This window comes from Allopontixanthobacter sp., assembly GCF_034376665.1.
Classification (GTDB): Bacteria; Pseudomonadota; Alphaproteobacteria; order Sphingomonadales; family Sphingomonadaceae; genus Allopontixanthobacter.
Window position 1 is genome coordinate 1 of sequence record NZ_JAXMJI010000054.1, and the last position, 20,075, is coordinate 20,075.

The 20,075-nt window shown below is 62.0% G+C and carries 22 protein-coding genes; 14 read left to right on the plus strand and 8 right to left on the minus strand.

What is annotated here, in order from left to right:
• The 4 genes from U0988_RS05340 to U0988_RS05355 all read right to left on the minus strand — a co-directional run.
• Positions 1 to 230: TraK domain-containing protein (locus U0988_RS05340; RefSeq protein WP_416172367.1), on the minus strand; the 230-nt coding region annotated here is incomplete at its 3' end.
• Complete coding sequence (locus tag U0988_RS05345) at positions 227 to 796, minus strand: type IV conjugative transfer system protein TraE (protein ID WP_322291604.1); 570 nt, start codon at positions 794 to 796, stop codon at positions 227 to 229. The genes U0988_RS05340 and U0988_RS05345, both read right to left, overlap by 4 nt.
• Positions 797 to 808: 12 nt before the next feature.
• A complete protein-coding gene (gene traL / locus U0988_RS05350) occupies positions 809 to 1,096 on the minus strand; it encodes a type IV conjugative transfer system protein TraL (protein ID WP_006834208.1) in 288 nt (95 codons plus the stop codon).
• 34 nt (positions 1,097 to 1,130) lie between these two features.
• Positions 1,131 to 1,463 carry a hypothetical protein gene (locus tag U0988_RS05355; protein ID WP_187335525.1) on the minus strand — a complete coding sequence of 111 codons (333 nt, stop codon included), beginning with the start codon at positions 1,461 to 1,463 and terminating at the stop codon, positions 1,131 to 1,133.
• Positions 1,464 to 1,830: 367 nt separating this feature from the next.
• On the opposite strand from U0988_RS05355, the gene U0988_RS05360 reads away from it, so the two are divergent.
• Positions 1,831 to 2,322: a hypothetical protein gene (locus U0988_RS05360; RefSeq protein WP_215227339.1), complete on the plus strand. Its 492-nt coding sequence runs from the start codon at positions 1,831 to 1,833 to the stop codon at positions 2,320 to 2,322.
• The gene (locus U0988_RS05365; protein ID WP_259963214.1) at positions 2,315 to 2,533 is read left to right on the plus strand and encodes a helix-turn-helix transcriptional regulator; all 219 of its coding nucleotides are present in this window, start codon (positions 2,315 to 2,317) and stop codon (positions 2,531 to 2,533) included. Before U0988_RS05360 ends, U0988_RS05365 begins: the two co-directional genes overlap by 8 nt.
• Before the next feature lie 114 nt (positions 2,534 to 2,647).
• Here U0988_RS05365 and U0988_RS05370 read toward each other — a convergent pair whose 3' ends face one another.
• From U0988_RS05370 to U0988_RS05380, 3 genes are read right to left on the minus strand one after another with little or no spacing between them, the layout of a single operon-like run.
• Complete coding sequence (locus U0988_RS05370; protein WP_322291633.1) at positions 2,648 to 4,135, minus strand: efflux transporter outer membrane subunit; 1,488 nt, start codon at positions 4,133 to 4,135, stop codon at positions 2,648 to 2,650.
• Between the two features lie 37 nt (positions 4,136 to 4,172).
• Positions 4,173 to 5,726, minus strand: coding sequence for a DHA2 family efflux MFS transporter permease subunit (locus U0988_RS05375; protein WP_215227340.1), 1,554 nt, complete (start codon positions 5,724 to 5,726; stop codon positions 4,173 to 4,175).
• 3 nt (positions 5,727 to 5,729) lie between these two features.
• A complete protein-coding gene (locus U0988_RS05380) occupies positions 5,730 to 6,878 on the minus strand; it encodes an HlyD family secretion protein (protein WP_187335527.1) in 1,149 nt (382 codons plus the stop codon).
• A gap of 87 nt (positions 6,879 to 6,965) precedes the next feature.
• Here U0988_RS05380 and U0988_RS05385 point away from each other — a divergent pair, with 87 nt between their 5' ends.
• From U0988_RS05385 to U0988_RS05430, 10 genes are all read left to right on the plus strand, one after another.
• Positions 6,966 to 7,436: a MarR family winged helix-turn-helix transcriptional regulator gene (locus U0988_RS05385; RefSeq protein ID WP_215227341.1), complete on the plus strand. Its 471-nt coding sequence runs from the start codon at positions 6,966 to 6,968 to the stop codon at positions 7,434 to 7,436.
• Entirely contained in the window at positions 7,436 to 9,031 is a 1,596-nt protein-coding gene (locus U0988_RS05390; protein ID WP_187337189.1) for an ABC1 kinase family protein, read from the plus strand. The genes U0988_RS05385 and U0988_RS05390 overlap by 1 nt, the downstream gene beginning before the upstream one ends.
• Positions 9,028 to 9,903 carry an alpha/beta fold hydrolase gene (locus U0988_RS05395; protein ID WP_187335529.1) on the plus strand — a complete coding sequence of 292 codons (876 nt, stop codon included), beginning with the start codon at positions 9,028 to 9,030 and terminating at the stop codon, positions 9,901 to 9,903. The genes U0988_RS05390 and U0988_RS05395 overlap by 4 nt, the downstream gene beginning before the upstream one ends.
• A gap of 129 nt (positions 9,904 to 10,032) precedes the next feature.
• Positions 10,033 to 10,977, plus strand: coding sequence for an MlaD family protein (locus tag U0988_RS05400; RefSeq protein ID WP_322291605.1), 945 nt, complete (start codon positions 10,033 to 10,035; stop codon positions 10,975 to 10,977).
• Positions 10,978 to 11,325: 348 nt separating this feature from the next.
• Positions 11,326 to 12,186: a DUF6538 domain-containing protein gene (locus U0988_RS05405; protein ID WP_322291606.1), complete on the plus strand. Its 861-nt coding sequence runs from the start codon at positions 11,326 to 11,328 to the stop codon at positions 12,184 to 12,186.
• Complete coding sequence (locus tag U0988_RS05410) at positions 12,176 to 13,078, plus strand: ROK family protein (RefSeq protein ID WP_322291607.1); 903 nt, start codon at positions 12,176 to 12,178, stop codon at positions 13,076 to 13,078. Before U0988_RS05405 ends, U0988_RS05410 begins: the two co-directional genes overlap by 11 nt.
• 126 nt (positions 13,079 to 13,204) lie before the next feature.
• The gene (locus tag U0988_RS05415) at positions 13,205 to 14,044 is read left to right on the plus strand and encodes an FAS1-like dehydratase domain-containing protein (RefSeq protein ID WP_322291608.1); all 840 of its coding nucleotides are present in this window, start codon (positions 13,205 to 13,207) and stop codon (positions 14,042 to 14,044) included.
• A 213-nt stretch (positions 14,045 to 14,257) separates the two neighbouring features.
• A complete protein-coding gene (locus U0988_RS05420) occupies positions 14,258 to 15,763 on the plus strand; it encodes a CoA-acylating methylmalonate-semialdehyde dehydrogenase (RefSeq protein ID WP_322291609.1) in 1,506 nt (501 codons plus the stop codon).
• A gap of 132 nt (positions 15,764 to 15,895) precedes the next feature.
• Positions 15,896 to 16,324, plus strand: coding sequence for a YeeE/YedE family protein (locus U0988_RS05425; RefSeq protein ID WP_322291610.1), 429 nt, complete (start codon positions 15,896 to 15,898; stop codon positions 16,322 to 16,324).
• Positions 16,325 to 16,328: 4 nt separating this feature from the next.
• On the plus strand, positions 16,329 to 16,775 hold the full coding sequence (locus U0988_RS05430) for a YeeE/YedE family protein (protein ID WP_322291611.1): 447 nt from the start codon (positions 16,329 to 16,331) through the stop codon (positions 16,773 to 16,775).
• On the opposite strand, the gene U0988_RS05435 is transcribed toward U0988_RS05430, so the two are convergent.
• Positions 16,772 to 17,449: a queuosine precursor transporter gene (locus U0988_RS05435; protein WP_322291612.1), complete on the minus strand. Its 678-nt coding sequence runs from the start codon at positions 17,447 to 17,449 to the stop codon at positions 16,772 to 16,774. The genes U0988_RS05430 and U0988_RS05435 overlap by 4 nt on opposite strands.
• Before the next feature lie 131 nt (positions 17,450 to 17,580).
• Here U0988_RS05435 and U0988_RS05440 point away from each other — a divergent pair, with 131 nt between their 5' ends.
• Both U0988_RS05440 and U0988_RS05445 read left to right on the plus strand, forming a co-directional pair.
• Positions 17,581 to 18,891, plus strand: a complete 1,311-nt coding sequence (locus U0988_RS05440; protein ID WP_322291613.1) for a NupC/NupG family nucleoside CNT transporter — start codon at positions 17,581 to 17,583, stop codon at positions 18,889 to 18,891.
• Between the two features lie 12 nt (positions 18,892 to 18,903).
• Positions 18,904 to 19,848, plus strand: a complete 945-nt coding sequence (locus tag U0988_RS05445; protein ID WP_322291614.1) for an isopenicillin N synthase family dioxygenase — start codon at positions 18,904 to 18,906, stop codon at positions 19,846 to 19,848.
• The last annotated feature ends 227 nt before the right edge of the window (positions 19,849 to 20,075 follow it).

Consider the following 20,075-nt stretch of genomic DNA (forward strand, 5'->3'; position numbering starts at 1 on the left):
AGCGCGATCCGGGTGAGTTCGCCGCGAGCGAGCTCGCAGTCGATGGTCGCATTGTCAGCGGCTTCGACGAACTGATCGGCTTGCGCCGGCACCGGCGCGAGCGCGAAGGCGAGTATGGCGAGGCCGGTCAGCTTGAACCCGGGATCGGGGCGCCTTGTCGCGCCGATCGCGAAACAAGCAAGGCCGGTTACGGCAAGCGCAGCAGCGAGGGGAGATGGGAGAAGGCTCATTGGCCGGGTTCCTCCTTGTCGGTGGGAAGTTGTTCGAAGCCGGCGAGCGCGAGGCTGAGACCACGCTTCGACCAGCGGAAACGGAAGGAACGGCGCTGGCTCGCGATCACCTGCGCGCCGACAAAGGTCTTGAGCGTGCCGGTGACGGTCGAGGTCAGGGCCTTGGGGTCGACATGCATTTCGGCGATCACGAAGGCCTGGCTGATGTCCGAGCCGCGCTGTTCCTCGACGATTTGGACGAGCTCGGCCTTGAGGCGGCCGTGCGCGGCGGGATCGGCGAGCTTCAGAATGTTCGCCATCCAGTAGTCGAGGCTTTCGGGGGCCCGGTTGAGGAGCATCAGTGCCGTGTCGCGAGTAACGAGCTCGAGATAGGGCGCGTCGATCCCGCCGCTCGAGACGGTGATCCGCTCGGCGGTGATCGGCACCAGCACGAGCCTCTCGTCGCGGGTGACCGCGGCGCCAAGGCTGACCAGCGTGGTCAGGCCTAGGACACCTGCCAGCACGGCAAAGCGGTTGCGTTGCCGCAGGTAAGTCTGCGCCTGTTCGTGCGCGATTTCTGCTCGCATGGGTCGCCTCCCTCAGCCCGCCAACAGGCGGCAGTGGGAGGGCGGCGTGGCTTTCAGCCCGAGAAAGCTCCCGGGCAGGTACCAGTACGCAGCATGCACCAGTGCCGAACCGGCGCCGCGTGCCTTTGCCTTCCGCAAGGCAAGCCAGGCCCCGGCGGCCAGGCCGATACCGATAAAGATATGCTGCGAGAGGATGCCCCAGGCGAAGGGAATGAGAATCCCTGCAAACTCGTCGATGGTCCAGAAGCCGATGAGCTCCGGGTCGTCGAGCCGCCGTGGAACGAGGTACCTGTCAGCCATGATGCCGCCCTCCTGTCGTGACCGGATCCGCTGATCAGATGACCGCGGTCACGACCGAGGTGACGATCGGAACGCCGGTGCCGACACCGATCCCGACGCCGACCGGCACGGCGACCTGGCCGAGCGAGAAGCGTCCGGAGGCGAGACCGATCAGACCGCCTGCAAGGCTGAGCACGGTGATGATCTTGCCGCCCGAGCCTTCGAGGAAGTCGGTGAACTTGGTGAGCGCGGGATCAAAGGTGGTGTCGGCGCCGGCGAAGGCGGCACCGGCGCAGGCCAGCGCCACGCAGGCAGGAAGAATGTAGTCGCGGCCACGGGCCCGATTGGGCGTGCGCTGCTGGGCCGGAAGGGCAGTCTTGGTGGTCATGGATGGAAACTCCGAGGGATTGAACATCAGCCAGCGATGCGTTCGCTGTATGTTCTTTCCTCTCCCCGGAGCCGGGCTGTAGGAAATCGGGAATTGGATTTTGGGGCTACCGACCAAGCGAAATGCGACATCGGAAGGTGTGATGGACGGGATCCGCGCAGGCTGATCGCGGAGCAGCGCCGACTGTGCCGGCTTCTGCGCGAAGCGAGCCTCGATACGCGCGCCGGCGGCCGGAATTCGCGCGAATCGTCGAAGGAAGGTGATTCGTTCCTTCCTCTATGTTCTCTTAATGTTCTTTTCGTTTTCCTACAGGCTTCCTTAGCGGTTAGCCGGTGAGTCGTTCACTTCTAGAGATAAGGATTCGTCGATGACCAACATGGCGCTCTTTGCCGAACAACAGGTTCGCGCGGACCTCGCCCGGCTTCTTCTGGCCGCTGTCGAAGCCAGCGGCCGTGCCCGCTGCGATATCGCGCGTGACGCGCAGATCCATAAGGATGCCCTGCGCCGCGTCCTTGCCGGCGAACGCTCGGCCAGCCTCGGCGAAACCTTGCGCATTCTCGCCGCAAGCGGCGTCGCGCCGCACGCGCACTTGCTCCTGTTTCTGGTCAGTAGCGGCGATCACGCAATCGCGTGGCTGCAATCTGACCTCGCGCAATTCTTCGAGGACTTTTCCGGTGAGCTGCCCTCGGCTCTCGAGCGTGTCCTGGGTAACCAGGTCCACGACGTGAAGCCGCGTTGGGCCAAGGGCACCGCGCATCGTGTCGCCCGCCTGCTTTCCGATCACATCGATGAGCTCGAACGCAAGGATGCGCTGCTTGGCGATGTCTTTGCCGGTGTCGAAGGAGGCCATCGTGGGTGAGGAGATCGACAAGGGAGCGACCGAAACCCGCCGGGTCACCCGTCTCATTCGTCTGCCCGAAGTACAGCACCGTGTCGGCCTCGGCCGTTCGACGATCTATCGCTGGATGAGCGAGGGTAAGTTTCCAAAGCCGGTGCAGTTGGGTGGCTATGCGGTCGCATGGGGGGAGGAAGACATAATTGCTTGGGTCGAGAGCCAACTCAAGAGGTAGACAGATAGCAGTCGTTACGATCGGATGAATGCGCCATCACCACCAGCATAACTATTCGCCGCAGCTAGGCTTGGAAACCGCGCGCCCGAGATCTACCAAAGCAAACCGACGAACTCAATTTGAGTTCGATCGCCCAGCCCTATCTCGATCGACTGTGGCCGACTCAACCACCGTGGTCTGGCCTGCAGGCAAATTGGCCCATCCCAGTCCCAAGGACTTCTGGATCGCGATCCAGCCATTTGTCATGGCGGCGATCGCCCGATCGAGATTTGCTCTGGCCTGTTCGCGCTGGCGGATCGAAGTGTTGAGCTCGCCCTGCGAGATTACCCCCGCTGCGCGGCGTTGCTCGTTAAGCTCCGCAGCCGTGTCGGCCTGTCGACTGATTTGCGCCAGCGCGGCTACGTTGGCTCGTTGCTGCCCGAACCGGGCAAGCGATTGTTCGGCATCGCGCAGTGCGCCGAGGACCACTTCAACATAGCGTGCTTCGGCCTCGTCGCGCGCACTCTCGGCCTGATCGATCGATGCTGCCGTGCGGCCGAAATCAAGCAGGTTCCACTGTAGCCTCGGCAAGGCGATCGCTGACAGATTGCCGAGATCAAAGATGTCATCCGGCTGCGATCCGCCCAAACCGAGTATGCCCATGAATGAAAGCTTGGGGAAGCGAGCGGCCTCCGCCACTCCGATGCGCGCATTCGCCGCCGCGAGCGTTCGTTCCGCGGCACGAACATCCGGCCGCCGCGCTATCAGCGCGGCGGGATCACCCACCGCGACCCGTTCGGGGGGAAGCGGAATTTCGGCCTGAGCCGTCAGGAGCCCGTCGAGTGCTCCGGGCGCTTCGCCCGTAAGCACCGCGAGCGTGTCCTTGAACACATCGATGTCCGCTTGCGCTTCCGCGATCTGCGAGTTGAGCAATTCGAGCTCGGCGTTCGCGTTGCCGACCGGGAATAGCGCGAGAGCGCCCTGCGTATAGCGCTGATAGGTCAATCCGAGAGTTTGCTGCTGCAACTCACGCTCGCGCTGGACGAGCTCGAGCCGCCCCTGCGCTTCCCGCAGGCTCACATAAGCCCGCGCGACTTCAGCGGCGAGCTGAACTTTCGAATCCTCGGCGTTCGCCACCGAGGCCGCAGCCTGAGCGTTGACCATCTCGACACGCCGTGCCTGCCCCCCTGCGAAATCGATCTCCCAGTTTGCATTGAGCCCGACGTTGTAAACGCTGAGGCTGTCCTGCTCTTCGGTGTCTGCAGGAGCGCCGGGCGATCCCGCGGGCGGGCCGCTGCCGATATCCAGACCTGGAATCTTCGCCTGGATCGCAGTCGCCTGCGCAGCCACGGCGGGCAGCCGGTTGGCGCGCTCCTGGCGGACAGAAGCCCTTGCCTGTTCGATGCGAGCGCGCGCCGCGGCCACGCCCGGATTGCCGGCCAGCGCGCGTGCTTCCAGATCATTGAGGACCGGATCGCCGAGCAGCGTCCACCAGTCGCCGGCAATCGGCGCTGACGGATCGATTTCGGGGCCGGCCCGTGCGAACGCGTCGCTTGCGGCGGTCGCAAGTTGCGGGGGACCGGCATAGTCGGGACCGGACATGCAACCCGTGAGGAGCGCCATGGGAGCGAGGAGAGTTAGGGTCTTGCGCATAGAGTTCTCAGTGCATCGAAAGGGATACGTTCTTCGGGAGAGGCTTGAGGAACAGTACCAGCGGCACCGTGGCCAGGGTAATCGCGCCCATGGCGAAAAACACATCGTTGTAGGTCATTACGAACGCATCGCGCTGAATGATGCCGGAAAGCATCTCCAGCGCGGCCTGTGGGCTGCCCAGCGACGCCGTCATGCCGTCCAGGTATTCCTGTAGCCGGGGGCTGTTGGCGTTGAGGGTTTCTTCCATGCGCCGACTATGATGCCACAGGCGCTGATCCTGGAACGAGGCAAGCCCCGCGAGCGCGAACGAACCGCCGAGGTTTCGCGCAGCGTTGAAAATCCCGGAAGCATCGCCGGCATCCTCCTTGGCAACCGAAGCTACCGTCGCCTGATTGAGGAACATCATCGTGAGGATCATGCCGATGCCTCGCAGGAATTGGCTTTCGGTGAACACTCCACCTCCCGATGCCGCTGTCAGATTGATGCTGACGAAGCAGCTTAGCGCCATGATGAACATGCCCACGCCGACCGCAATCCGGATGTGAATCCTTCGTATCATGAAGGGCAGCACAGGCATCAGCAGGAAGGCCGGAACACCCATCCAGAAGATTACGAACCCAGTCTGCAAGGCATTGTAGTCGGAGATTATCGCAAGAAATTGCGGGATCACGTAGGTCGAGCCATACATGACCATGCCGAGTGCCAGCGCCATGACCACGACGCTGGCAAACTGCCTGCTGAGCATCAGGCGCAATTTGAGCACTGGCTTGCGTGCATACAGCTGTCCGTAAGTCAGAAGCGCGAAGCCGACGATCGTCATCAACGTGAGCTGCACGATCAGTGTGGATTCGAACCATTCCTCACGGTGACCTTCTTCCAGAACGACGGTCAGCCCGCCAAGGCCAAGGATCATACCCACGATGCCTGCCCAATCCGCCTCGCGCAGGTAGACCCAGTCAGGTTTTTCGTGGGGCAGCCCGATGAAGAGCAGAGCCAGGAGCAAGGCGCAGACGGGCACGTTGACGAAGAAAGCGTAGTGCCAGCTCAGGTTCTCCGTAAGCCAGCCCCCGACGAGCGGCCCCATGACCGGACCAAGGACCACCGTCATCCCGAACAGCGCCATTCCGATGGGTTGCTGCGATGGAGGCAGCCGCTTCGCCACGATGGTCATGGCGGTGGGAATCAGCGCGCCTCCCATGAATCCTTGACCGGTGCGGCCGATGATCATGGTCGTCAAATCGGTGGCAATGCCGCACAACACCGAAAAGGCCGTAAAGGCGGAAACGGCGACGATGAGCAGAGTTCGAAGGCCGAGCAGTCTTTCCAGCCATGCACTCAGAGGGATGATGATGATTTCGGCTACAAGGAAAGCTGTCGCAATCCACGTGCCCTCGGTTCCGGTCGCGCCGATTTCTCCCTGTATCGTCGGCAGCGCGGAATTGACGATCGAGATGTCGAGCGTTGCCAGCATCGCGCCGAGTGCACCGGCGGCTACGGCGATCCAGGCCGTGGCATCGGCCTTCTCGACCGGCGGAGCAACCGCAGCAGAGGCACCTGCCATCGGTCAGTCTCTGGCCGCGTTGCGGATCGAATCGAGTTCGTCTCTGGCGCCGCGGGTATCAACGCTGGCGACAACGGACATGCCCGGCACCAGCAGACGCAGGACTTCGGAAGAAGCCTGAATGGATATGCGGACCGGGACGCGCTGAACGATCTTGGTGAAATTGCCCGTCGCGTTTTGCGGAGGCAGGATCGAGAATTCCGCCCCGGTCCCGGGGGCGATGCTTTCCACTCTCCCCGATAACTCGAGATCGGGCAGCGCGTCGATTTCCAGGGTGACGGGTTGCCCGGGGCGGACGAGGCCGAGCTGCGTTTCCTTAAAATTCGCCGTCACATAAAGACGGTCGGTGGGAACCACGCTCATCAGGCGCTGGCCGGGCTGGACAAATTGTCCGGGCCGGACCGTGAGGTCACCCACCCGCCCGGAAATGCTCGCCCTGAGCGTGGTCGACGACAGGTTCAGGCGGGCCGCCTCAAGCTGCGCACGAGCTGCGTTGGCTTGCGAATTGGCCTGGTCTATCTGTTCGCCCAGCGTGCCTTGCCGCCGCTGTGCAGCCGTGAGCGCGGCGCGCGCCGCCGCGACCTGGGCTTGCGCTTCTCTGGCCTGGGCCTGCAGCTGGTCGAGCCTTTCGCGCGGCTCCGCTCCGGAAGCGGCAAGGGGGCGATAACGCGCAACCTGCTCCGCAGCCAGACCGGCCTGCGCAGATGCCGCGGCAAGTTGGGCACGGGCCTGCTCGATAGCCGCATCCTGCTCTCGCTGTTGTGCGCGAACCGTATCAGCTCCGGCGAGCGACGCCGCGATCTGGGCTTCGACCTGGCTGGTCTGGGCGCGATAATCCCGCACGTCCAGCTGCACAAGTGCATCGCCCGACGCAACCGTTTGATTCTCGGTCACCAGTACGCGCTCGACATAGCCGGCAATTTTGGGGGAGATGATGACGCTGTCGGCGGCGATATAAGCGTTGTCGGTGGACTGCTGGAATCGGCCGTACGTCTGATGATTGTAATACCAGTAGCCCCCGGCGAGCAGGACCAGAATGACGGCGATCAGCAGACCAAGCCGGACCCGCGGACTGGACAACCCCTTCGGACGTTCGCCTTGATCGCTATCGCCTGCTGTCTCGTCCGCCATGGTAATTTCGCTCCTCGCCATCGTTTGGCCCGTTGCACGAGCGATATAGCGGTCAAAATAAAATACGAAAGTCCTTTACTATTTTTTCCTGATCGATAGGACCCACTCATGACGGAAGACGAGGACACTCTCGCACTCGACAATGTCATCACCGACGATGATCGAGCGATCTTCATGATGGACGAGATCAGTCGCGCCGCGCGCAAGGCATTCGATGACCGGGCACAGCCGCTTGGCCTCAATCGTACGCAGTGGCGTGTGCTGGCGCAGCTCATCAAAGATCCTGCCCTGAACCAGACCGACATCGCCAGGCGCCTCGAACTCGAATCCGCCACCATTGGCTTGGCGGTCACCGCCTTGACCCAGAAAGGCTTTATCGAGCGCCGCCGTGACCCGGCGGACGGGCGGTCTTGGAGTCTCGGCCTGACGAGACGGGTTGAGGAAATACTCCCTGACCTCAGACGGGCCGCAGACGCGACCCACCTGCGAATATGGAGCGGAATGACGCCGCAACAGAAGAGTACTTTGCATTCGCTTTTGGAGATGGTCAGCGAAAACGTACGGCGGGATGCTCTCTGATGGCAGACATGCCGCCTTCGCGCATGAGTGACCGGAAGCGGCTTGCGCAGGTCATAGCAATTCTCGGCCGTCACGGGCTGGGCGGCATCGTGTCCGCGTTGGGATCCGGCCGATCTCAAACCAATGCACATCCGACGCGCCCGGAAGCCCTGGTCGAGGCACTGCGCGAACTGGGACCAGTCGCAACCAAGCTTGGCCAGATCCTCGCGATGCGAAGCGATCTCTTGGGGCCGGATTGGACGGCAGCGCTATCGCAGCTGCACGATCGCGTTCCGGGTGTACCGTTCGAGCGTGTCGAGGCTCCGCTCACCCATGCTCTCGGGGAAGACTCCGGCCAGTATTTTCGTGAGCTGGATCGGGAGCCGATCGCGGCGGGCTCTATAGCGCAGGTGCACGCAGGAATACGGAGCGACGGCGTACCGGTCATCGTCAAGATCCGGCGACCGGGAATCGAAAGTGTCGTGGATGCCGACATGCGTTTACTGCGGCGCATTGCCCGATTGGCACAACGCGCCAGTCCCCTTGTCGAAAGACAGAGGCCCGATGAGCTGTTGCGGTTCTTCGCCGAAAGCCTCGATCGTGAGATGGATCTGGGCGCTGAAGCACGCGCGAGTGCGGAGATCGGCAGCTATCTTGCACGGTTCGGGATCGAGACAGCCCACTTCGACAACGAGGTGAGCGGGCGCAGTCTCAATGTCCAGGAGCGGGTCGACGCGATCCCGGCGACCGACTTGGCCACACTGAGGGACGCCGGCGTGGATTTTACGTCCGTCGCGCGCGGCTATTCACGCGCGGTGCTGAGCATGATAATCTTCAACGGTCGCTTCCACGCCGATCCGCATCCGGGCAATGTGCTGATCCGCCCCGACGGGACCTTGGTGTTCATCGACTTTGGCGCGGTAGGCACTCTGCTGCCAGAGCGGCGGGACGAACTGGTGCGCCTGTCACTGGCGATCGCCGGAGAAGATATCGACGATCTGGTCGATGTTCTCCTTCAGTGGGCAGGCAATCCGGCGGTCGATCGTGAGGCGCTGAAGGCATCGCTTAATCAATTGGTCGGCAAGTTTCGCAACACGCTTCTCGACCAGATCGACCTGTCTGGCATTTTCGCCGATGTATTCGATCTTCTGCGGACTTACCAACTGGCCCTACCCGGCGACCTCGCCTTGATGCTGCGCACGCTGCTCACCGCCGAGGGGTTCGTACGCCGTCTTGACCCGCGCTTCGACATAACGTCCGAACTTGCTCCGATCGGCAAACAACTGCTGATGGAGCGCGCCAGCCTGGCAAACCTGCGCGGAAATGCCCGGCGGACAGCATCGACGCTGATACGCGCGCTTCTCGGCACCCCGGAGATCGTCGAGAACCTGGCGTCGATCGCTCGCCGCGGACAGCTGCCGATCCGGTTGGATCCTCAGGATCTTGCGCGACTGGAAAGGCCGTCAGGTGCGGCGCCCATGCGTTCCAGCGACCTGATTGCGGCAGCGCTCATCGTATCGGCAGCTATCCTGGCAGACCTATCGATAATTGCAGCCATTGGCTGTGCCTTGGCGGCGCTGACATTCTTTTTTCTTGCCCGGAGGCCGCGCTCGTGAACGAGGATCGCCTGTTGCTTCCTGGTGCCGACGGCCTGACGCTTGTCGCAAGTACATTCGGACCGGCTGACGGTTTCCCTGTGCTTCTGGCTCATGGAGGCGGACAGACACGGCGTGCCTGGAGAAAGGTCGGCACTCGCCTGGGCCGGGCCGGATACCGAGCGATTGCCCTCGATCTCAGAGGGCATGGCGAAAGTCCATGGTCCCCGACCGGCGCTTATGATGTGCACGATTTCGGCCGGGATCTCGTTGCAGTTGCGCAGAGTTTCGAGCGCAATCCGGCGCTGATCGGTGCGTCGCTGGGAGGATTGGCGGGCCTTGTGGCCGAGGGCACGATCGCGCCCGGCACGTTCGCCTCGCTAACCCTCGTAGACATTACGCCGCAAATGGAAGCGAACGGGGTCGCGCGGGTCCTCGGCTTCATGGCGCAGCACGCCCGAGAAGGGTTCGAATCGCCCGAGCACGCTTCCGCTTCAATCGCAGCATATCTGCCGCACCGCGAGAGACGGCAAAGTTCCTCGGGATTGAAGAGTTACCTTCGAAAGGCACGGGACGGGCGGTATTATTGGCACTGGGATCCGGCATTCGTCGAGAACGTTACGCGCCGACGCACCATTACCGACGACGTTTCCGCCGGGTCGACCGAGCTTGTTCAGGCTGCGTCGGCGCTGTCGCTCCCGGTCCATCTCGTGCGCGGTGGATCTAGCGACCTTGTTTCTCCCGAAGGCGCCGCTGAATTCCGGAAACTGGTTCCCCATGCAAAATTCAGCGATATCGCTGGTGCGTCGCATATGGTCGCGGGCGACGAGAACGATGCGTTCGGCGACGCAGTACAGCGTTTCCTGGTCGAAACTCACCCTGTAAAACTGTGACCCTAATGATTGCGCCACAAGGCCAACCTCGGTCAGGTACTGTGGCGGACACCCTAGGAGCACGCGGGGCGCGAACTTTCAATGTTTCGGCACCTCTGCCGGACGGAAAAATCCCTGTTTGCGTGCAAGATGGAAACTAACGCAAACTTTTCCTTAGTGGGGTGGGTCGTTGGCATTCTGATGCTTGCCACCATCGCTTTTGCGGTGTGGCTTCTCGATCCCACGCCCAATCAGGAAACATATCTCGTCAGGTTTGATCGCTCCGTGGAAGGCCTTCAGCCGGGGTCGACCGTAACATTGTCGGGTGTTCCTGTGGGTCGGGTAACATCGGTCCGCCTGGCGGAAAATGGACCGGGAAACGTTCTCGTTGTGCTGACTCTCGATCCTGATGCAGCGAAAGTTGACGGCCTTGAAGCGACAATCAGTACCAACCTGATAACCGGCGAGGCCGCGCTGGTGCTCGAGGGTCGAAGGGGCCGTCAAGGCATATACGCCGACAATTCAGGAAGGAAGATCATCCCGGCCTCGGACGGAACCGGACTTTTTGGGGGGAATGCGACCGCTACCGTCGAGAGCGTGGCAAACAGTGTCCGCGCTTTGAACGAAGGACTGGAACCAGAAAAGCAGCGGGCGATCACCTCGGATCTTGCCCGGCTTCGAGTCACGACGGCCGATCTGGCATCGGACGCGGAAGGATGGGACGAAGATTTGGCCTCAACAAAAGGAAGACTGTCGGACTTGCGGCAACGGGTCGGTGGATGGGGAAATGATCTTCGAGACGCAGATCGCCGAATTTCCGACGGAAGCGCTTCCACCAGCGCGCGAAGACGTCTTCGCCAATTCCGCGAAGGGGTACAGAACGCTGAGAATAAGCTTTCCCAGGCAAAGAGCGGCATTCCGGCGATCGAAAATTCTCTGATCGAAGGGGAAGCGGTCTTTCGCGGACTCAGTCGCGACCTCGGGCCTGTCAGAGAGAAAATCGAAGATGTCGAGGTCAGGGGAATGACATCAGATCCTCCTCTCCCAGACTATCGGGCTGGGAGAAGAGACGCTGGAGCGAATTCCGAACATTAAAAGTGAGCCTAACGAACGACGGCTCTCGGAGAGAGAGCACAGCCCGTTGAATGGCGGAAAGGAGGGCGCTTAGCGGACATCAATCTTGGCTGGTTTCCCGGGCGCAAAAATGCATTCTAGAGTCCCCAAAAAGGCATCGAACCAATGCATTAGACGGCATTTGCGGGCCTTTTGCGGGCTCTTCGCACAAACCGAATTACCTAAACATCTGAAAAAAGGTAAAAAATGAGACCGAATGTGATGCCTCTTCTGGCACCAACTACTTTCAAGCGATTGAAAGTTAAAGAAAACACTGAAACACAACGGTTTTTTTACGGCTGACTGTTACAATAGTAACAGGAGACAACCATGTGCACCTACCTTAATCGAACCGGCTCGAAGTCTTATTTTCGACGTCCGATTCCTAAGGACCTCATCGGCCACTTCAAGACCGAGACGGGCGGTGTCCGCCGTGAATGGAAGTACAGCCTCGGTGTGACAGATCGGGGAATGGCGAAGCCTCTCATGCGGCCTTATGAAATTGAAACAGACAGATTGATCTTAGAGGCTAGGAGCGACCCTCTGGGGTCACCAAGCCGTCAAGGAACCGCCCAAGACGGGCAAACGCGGTCTAGGCCCGCTGCCTCACAAGCTCAGGTTGACGAGACAGAGAGGGAAGGTCTCACAGCTGCTGAGTTTTTCTACCGAGTTAATTCTGAGGAAGAGGCGAGAGCAGATAACGACCCCGCTTTCCGAGAGGATCGCAATTTTCGTGCGGCGCGAGTTCGAGCGCGGCGAAAGTTGGAGGAGCTGGAAGGAGATGCGGAGTTGCTCAGGGAGCTTAAGACGGGTCGAATTGAGAGCCTGCTTGAGCTTTATGATCGGTATGCCGGTGTTTCAGGCAGGCATCCCAAGACAATAGCGCAATGGCGACCCTACATCCGCAAGCTCACAGAGTTTATCGGAGAAGACAACGTTCATGCTGTCACGCATCGAAAGCTGGTTGGTCTGATCGGTTCGAGCGGTGGTGCCAGGATGACCGGCGGGGGCTTTGGCGGCGCAGTCGTGGCTATGATACCTGAGGAAATGTGCGAAACAGTTGCTGAACAAGTCCGTGAAACATATCGAACGCCTCAGGGCCGAAAGCCGGAAATTCTGGTGGAGACAGCCTCAAGCGGCGCGTCGATAATCGAAATGGGCGACCAGGCGGAGTGTGGCAATGAAGGATAATTTGGCGCTCATAGAGGCCGGAGGGACGAAATTCGTCGTCGGTATCGGCGGTTTCGATCGGCAGATCCGCTTTCGCACGAGAATTGAAACGACGTTCCCGGAAGAAACAATTTCGAGAGTTACCGATTGGTTGCTGGGTCATGGCCCGATCGCTGCGACCGGCATTGCCTGCTTTGGCCCGCTTGATCTTGATCCGGACTCGCCAACCTGGGGGTACATTACCCGTACCACCAAGCAGCACTGGAGCATGACCGACGTTGCCGGAGCCTTCGGAAAGGCGCTTGGCTGTCCGGTGGCACTGGATACCGACGTCAATGGAGCGGCGCTTGCCGAATGGCGTTGGGGCGCGGGGCAAGGCGCCCAATCAAGCCTGTATCTGACCGTGGGAACCGGCATCGGCGGAGGGGCCGTGGTAGGCGGCCGGCTACTGGGCGGTCTGTCGCATCCGGAAATGGGGCATTTGCGCCTCCCCCGACACCCGGCAGATCATGACTTCGGCGGAATCTGCCCGTTTCACGGCGATTGCCTGGAGGGGCTGGCGAGCGGCCCGGCCATCACTGCGCGGTGGGGCGCGTCGCTTTCGGAGCTTGCTCCGGATCATGAGGGGCACGAGATCATCGCCTGGTACCTGGCCCGCGCGATTTCAACGTTTCAGGCTGTTCTGGAGCCCTCCCGGATCATCCTTGGGGGAGGGGTCTTAGAGACTCCTGGACTGCTGGACCGGGTCCGGCGGGAAGCAATCGCGGCGTCGGGCGGCTACTTCGTCGGCGACCCTGGTGAAATTGTCGTCAGCCCCAAACTTCAGAATGATGCAGGGCTGCTGGGAGCGCTGGCGCTGATTGAACAGAACCTGCCGGGCGTGCGAGGCGATCACGGAACGTCAGGGGGATAGTTCCGAAATGCGTCGCACGGTGCGCCTGCTACTGTCTTCAACACCAAGCGCTGCTGTCAGGTCTCCAGAGCTGGTAATTGGGACAATGCCGCAGTATCCCGACGCGCAATCAGCACGGGCAGAACGATGGACGAATTCAGGGACTGCATTGGCCGCAGCGTAACGGTCGCCGACACGCTGGAACCGGCGCGAAGCAATGCACTTGAGCGCGCACTCGGCGGGCCCGGCCAAATGGTCGCGGGGGATACGCTGCCGCTGCTCGGTCACTGGCTGCATTTCTGGGATGTCCAGCCGCCCGGCGCACTGGGGAGGGACGGACATCCTGCCACGGGCATTTTCCCGCCGCCAGCTGCCCTGCCGCGCCGGATGTGGGCCGGGGGACGGATATTGTTCCGCGCGCCGCTGCTGCTCGGTGCTGCGGTGACCAGAACATCGACTGTCATGTCGGTCCGTCAGAAGACCGGCAGGACCGGCCCGCTGCTGTTCGTCACCGTGCGGCACGAGATCCATGAGGGCGGCACACTGGCGGTCAGCGAAGAGCAGGACCTGGTCTATCGCGGTTCTGCAGGCGGCCCCCAATCGTCGCCTGCCCCGGCTGCGGGCCTTCCTGCCGCGCCGGATGCCGACTGGACGGTGATCGTCGATCCCGATCCGGTATTGCTGTTCCGCTTTTCGGCACTGACCATGAACGGGCACCGCATCCATTACGACCGGCAGTATGCGGTGGAGGAGGAGTTCTATCCCGGGCTGGTAGTCCAAGGCCCGCTGCAGGCGATACTGATGCTGCGGCTGGCGACTGCCCACCTGGCCCGTCCGGTGACGAGTTTCGAATTCCGCGGGCAGAAACCGGCTATCGACAGCATACAACTTCACATCTGCGGCAGACGAGACGGCGCGGACATCGCGCTGTGGACCCGCCAGGGCGGCGAACCGAACATGGTCGCCGCAGCCCGCACGGCGCCTTAGGAACCTTCGATCCGGGCCAACATTGACCAAATGCGGGCAGTGACATCACGAGCGCACTTGCCCCGGAGCGGTCCCGCCGGTTAGGGCGGCAGCACGCATAGGCATTGGCGAATAGCATCCAGAGGCATCGAGCTTTTTTCGCAAATTGTTCGGACCAATGCTGGACCGCATGCGCCGGATCGGCCTATTCAGGATCAAAACGAGGACTTCATCATGCGACAGATCGATCATTTCATCGCCGGCGGCGCTGGCTCTTCCGGGACCGGCCGAACGCACCAGGTGTGGAACCCTTCGACAGGCGAAGTCCAGGCCGAGGTGCCACTTGGCGATGCAGCCCTGCTCGATCGTGCGGTGGAAGCAGCCAAGAAGGTCCAGCGCGAATGGGCTGCGACCAATCCGCAGAAACGCGCCCGCGTGATGTTCCGGTTCAAGGAGCTTATCGAAGCGAACATGCAGGAGATGGCCGAACTCCTGTCGTCGGAACATGGCAAGGTGATCGACGACGCCAAGGGCGATATCCAGCGCGGGCTGGAAGTGATCGAATACGCCTGCGGCATTCCGCAGGTGCTGAAGGGCGAGTACACGCAGGGCGCCGGCCCCGGCATCGACGTCTATTCGATGCGCCAGCCGCTCGGCATCGGGGCGGGGATCACCCCGTTCAACTTCCCCGCGATGATCCCGATGTGGATGTTCGGCATGGCGATAGCCGCCGGCAACGCCTTCATCCTCAAGCCGTCCGAACGCGATCCCTCGGTCCCTGTCCGGCTGGCCGAACTGTTCCGCGAAGCCGGCGCGCCCGAGGGGCTGCTGCAAGTGGTGCATGGCGACAAGGAAATGGTCGACGCGATCCTCGATCATCCCGATATCGCCGCAGTCAGCTTCGTCGGGTCCTCCGACATCGCGCATTATGTCTACCGGCGCGGCGTCGCGGCGGGCAAGCGCGTGCAGGCGATGGGCGGGGCCAAGAACCACGGCATCGTGATGCCCGATGCCGATCTCGACCAGGTGGTGAACGATCTTGCGGGCGCGGCTTTCGGCTCGGCGGGCGAACGCTGCATGGCGCTGCCGGTGGTGGTGCCGGTGGGCGAGGACACCGCGGATGCCTTGCGCGAAAAGCTGATCCCGGCAATCCATGCCTTGCGCATCGGCGTTTCCAACCATCCCGACGCGCATTACGGCCCGGTGGTGACTCCGGAACACCGCGCGCGGGTCGAACAGTGGATCGACACGGCGGAAAGCGAAGGCGGCGAAATCGTGGTCGATGGCCGCGGCTTCAGCCTGCAGGGTCACGAGAAGGGCTTCTTCATCGGCCCCACGCTGATCGACCACGTCACGACCGGCATGGAAAGCTACAAGGAAGAGATTTTCGGCCCTGTCCTGCAGATCGTCCGCGCGAAGGATTTCGAGGAAGCCGTGCGCCTGCCCAGCGAGCACCAATATGGCAACGGCGTGGCGATCTTCACCCGCAACGGCCATGCGGCGCGGGAATTTGCGTCCCGCGTGAATGTCGGGATGGTCGGGATCAACGTGCCGATCCCGGTACCGGTCGCCTATCACAGTTTCGGCGGGTGGAAACGCAGCGCCTTCGGCGACACCAACCAATACGGCACCGAAGGGCTGAAATTCTGGACCAAGGTCAAGACGGTGACCCAGCGCTGGCCGGATGGAACCGCCGATGGATCGAACGAGAATGCGTTCATCATCCCGACCATGGGCTGAGACGGGACGCGGCTGACCGGCGCGGCTCTATTTTCCGCACAGCATTTTTTGTCCGGAGCTGGTGAATGGCCCCGCCCAAAGGAGCCAGCACCCCGCTATCTCGACTTGCCGGATATTTTGAGAGGAATTCCAATGGCGCCGCTTGATCCATTTGTCGCCCTGGCCGGAGGCGCGCTGATCGGTTCTGCTGCGGCGCTCCTGCTGCTGCTGTCCGGGCGGATCGCCGGGGTCAGCGGAATGCTCGCGCGCGGGGTGGGGATTGCCGATAGCGGCCCGAAACGCTCGGATGCGCTGGCTTTCGTATTGGGGCTGCCGATCGGCGCGCTGCTTATCGCAGGATTGGTCCGCGCGCCCGAGGTGATCGTCACATCCTCGATCCCCGTGATTCTGGCCGGCGGCCTTCTGGTCGGCTTCGGGACCCGGCTGGGCAATGGCTGCACCAGCGGTCACGGGGTCTGCGGGATGGCCCGCCTGTCCCCCCGCTCGATCGCCGCTACGGCCACATTCATGGCCGCGGGCTTCCTGCTGGTCGGCGTGATGCGCCACGTGATCGGAGCCTGATGCGATGCGAAATCTGCTAGCTGCCTTGCTGACGGGCGTGATCTTCGGGGCGGGGCTCACCCTGTCCGACATGACCAATCCCGCGCGGGTCATCGCCTTTCTCGATCTGTTCGGGGCGTGGGACCCCACCCTGGCGTTCGTCATGGGCGGGGCCTTGATCCCGTCCGCCATTGCCTATGCGATCGCCCGACGGATGCGGCAGCCGTTGCTCCACAAGACCTTCCATATTCCGGAAAACCGTGTGGTCGACAGGCAATTGCTGATCGGCGGCGCGATCTTCGGAGTGGGTTGGGGGCTGGTCGGCTATTGCCCCGGACCGGCGTTGGCCGGGCTGGCGCTGGGCGCGTGGCAGACGTGGCTGTTCGCCGCCGCGATGCTGGCGGGAATGTGGCTGCAAAGCGTCACCGACCTGCGGATATTCCGCGGCCGACCGAGCATCATGGAGGGCTAGAGCGGCTTGCGGTCCAGAGTCCTGGCCCAGGTGACGAACAGGGTGATCAGGAACGGCACCAGCACGAAACTCAGCACCACCTTGGCGAGCATCTGCCCGGCAATCAGTGAGCCGATGGGAAATTCGCCGTAGAACGCCAGTGTCACGAAAATCAGCGTGTCGATGGCCTGGCTCAGTGCCGAAGCAATCGCGCCGCGCACCATGATCCCGAGATTTCCGCCGCTCTCCTTCGTTCCGCGCAGTCGCTCGAATATCCATACGTTGAGCAACAGCGAAACGCCGTAGGCAACCGGTCCTGCCGCCATGATCCGCGGGGTTTGCGACAGCACCCGTTCAAAGGCGGCAATGTTTTCCGGCGGCATATTCGCCGATGGCGGCAAAATCAGCACCAGCAGCACCAGCATTGCAGACAGGGCCAGCGGCAGAAAACCCCAGAACACCATCCGGTTGGCAATCGCCTGCCCATGCAATTGCGCCACCGTGCTCGACAGGACCACCAGCATCAGGAAGGCGAAAATTCCTGCCTCGACGGCCAGGGGACCCAAGGCCACCTGCTTGAAGCCAAGCACGCCTGCGATCACCGTCATCCCGCCGTAAATCAGCGCAAATACGAACAGCGAACGGGGAATGGCGGAAACTTTTGCCGCTGCGGGCGCGGTGGATGTGTCGTTCATCGCGCAGGGCATATTGTCACAACTCTCAAAAGGGAAGCGCTCCGCTGTGGATCGCTGCTGATAAGTCCATTTGACGCCAGCGCTGCAAAAGGCGAATAGCAGCGCTTCTTTATTGTTTCCCGAAAGCGCCCATGCCCCTTTTCCTGAACAGCCTGATCGGCGTAGCTGCAATCCTGTTCCTCGCCTTTCTGCTGTCGGTCGGCAAAAAGCGGATCAAGTTGCGGATTGTCGGCGCGGCCTTTGCACTGCAATTGCTGATGGCGTTCCTGGTGCTCGGGACATACACCGGGCGCCGCGTGATCCGCACCATGGCGGACGGGGTGTCGGCGCTGCTGTCCTACGCCAATGAAGGCACCGCTTTCCTGTTCGGGGCGGACAATCCGCTCGCCAACACTTTTGCGCTCGGCGCACTCCCGGTAATCGTGTTCTTCGCGTCGCTGGTCTCGATCCTGTACCACCTCGGCATCATGCAGCGCGTGGTCCGCTGGGTTGGCGGCGCAATCGGCTGGATCACCGGGATCAGCAAGGTCGAGGCGCTGGGTGCGGCAGCGAATATCTTCGTCGGCCAGTCGGAAAGCCCGCTGGTGGTGCGCCCCTATCTTGCGGCCTTGACCCCGGCGCGGCTGTTCACTCTGATGACCGTCGGTATGGCGGGCGTCGCGGGCACGATCCTGGCCGCCTATGCCGGCCTACTGGGACCGGAGTATCTTCCCTATCTGCTGGCGGCCGCGTTCATGTCCGCGCCGGGCGGCATCCTGATGGCCAAGATCATCATGCCCGATGAAGACGAGGAACCGCCGGTGGCCGAAGGCAAGATCGCCTTGCCGGAAGCGCGGATCAGTGCCGAAGGCCCCGCGGCCCTGACCGAAGGCGGTCGGGCGCATGAAGTAGAAGTCGCCGAGACGTTCGAAGAAGGCACCAAACCGGCCAATATCATCGAGGCCGCGGCGCAGGGCGCGCAGACCGGCGTCAAGCTGGCGGTGGCGGTCGGCGCGATGGTGCTGGCGTTCGTGGCGCTGGTGGCGCTCGCCAACGGTCTCCTTGGTTCCGCGGGCGGACTGCTAGGATATCCCGAGCTGTCCTTCCAGCAAATCCTCGGCTGGGTGTTCGCCCCGTTCATGTTCCTGATCGGCGTGCCGTGGAGTGAAGCGGGCACCGCGGGCGGGTTGTTCGGCACCAAGATCGTGCTCAACGAATTCGTCGCCTTTATCGAACTGGGCCAGCTTGGTCCTGAAGTCCTCAGCGACCGCAGCCGCGCGATCGTGACCTTTGCATTATGCGGCTTTGCGAACTTCAGTTCGATTGCTATCCAGATGGCCGTAACCGGCGGACTCGCGCCGAACCAGCGGCCGGTGATCGCCAGGCTTGGCCTCAGGGCGCTGGCTGCGGGATCGCTGGCCAATCTGATGAGCGCGGCGCTCGCCGGCCTGTTCATTCTCTAACCGAGACATACGATGACCGATATTACCTCCGATTCCATCGCTTCCGTTTCCCTTGCCCGTCCGCTGCCGGACATCGCCGACGAACTGGGCCGCAGCTTTGCGGAGTTCGGTTTCGGGGTCGTGCGCGACCACGGAATTTCGCCGGACCTGATTGCCCGCGCGGAAGAATTGTCGAAGCAGTTCTTCGCACTGCCGGACGATGTGAAGCGTGCCTACAAGATCGAGGGCGGCGGTGGTGCGCGCGGCTACACACCCTTCGGAACCGAAAAGGCGAAGGACGCGAAAGTCCACGATTTGAAGGAATTCTGGCACGTCGGGCGCGATCTGCCCGCGGACCATCCGTTGGCGGAATATATGGCGCCCAACATCTGGCCGTCAGAAGTGCCGGGCTTCCGTGAGACGTTCGAGGAACTCTACGCCGCTTTCGACAAGGCGGGCGATACCGTCCTTCGCGCGATCGCGCTGCATCTGGGGCTGGCGGAGGATTTCTTCGCCGCCACCGTGGCGGATGGAAATTCAGTAATGCGCTTGCTGCATTATCCGCCGCTTGCCGCCAGTGAGGCGGAAGGCGCGATCCGCGCGGCCGCGCATGGCGACATCAACACGATCACCTTGCTGCTGGGAGCAGAGGAAGCGGGCCTGGAACTGCTGACCAAGCAGGGCAAATGGCTCGCCGTCTCCCCGCCAGAAGGCGCGCTGGCGGTGAATATCGGGGACATGCTGGACCGGCTGACCAACGGGAAACTGCGTTCGACCACCCACCGCGTGGTCAATCCGAAAGGCGAAGCTGCGCACCGGGCACGCTATTCGATGCCGTTTTTCCTGCATTTCCGGCCGGATTACATCATCGAAACACTGCCGGGATGCATCGACAACGAATCGGCAGGCGAAGCTTCTCCGCCGATTTCCAGCCACGAGTTCCTGCTGCAGCGCCTGCGCGAGATCAACCTCGCCTGAAGCCCGGCTTTTGCACAGGTTGAGGAACCGCCCGGATATTATTATTTTCGGTTGTTGCATTGCAGCAACAGCCCGCAAACCCGCAGAAACGAGCGGTTTTCAGGCCCCAAAATGTGACCCGTTATTGTTTCCTTAACATTGTCACGGTCCGGTAACAAAACTTACTCCTTAGCGTCGTTCGCCGGTCTTATCGGGGCGGGACTATTCGTCTAACGCCGCAAATGTCT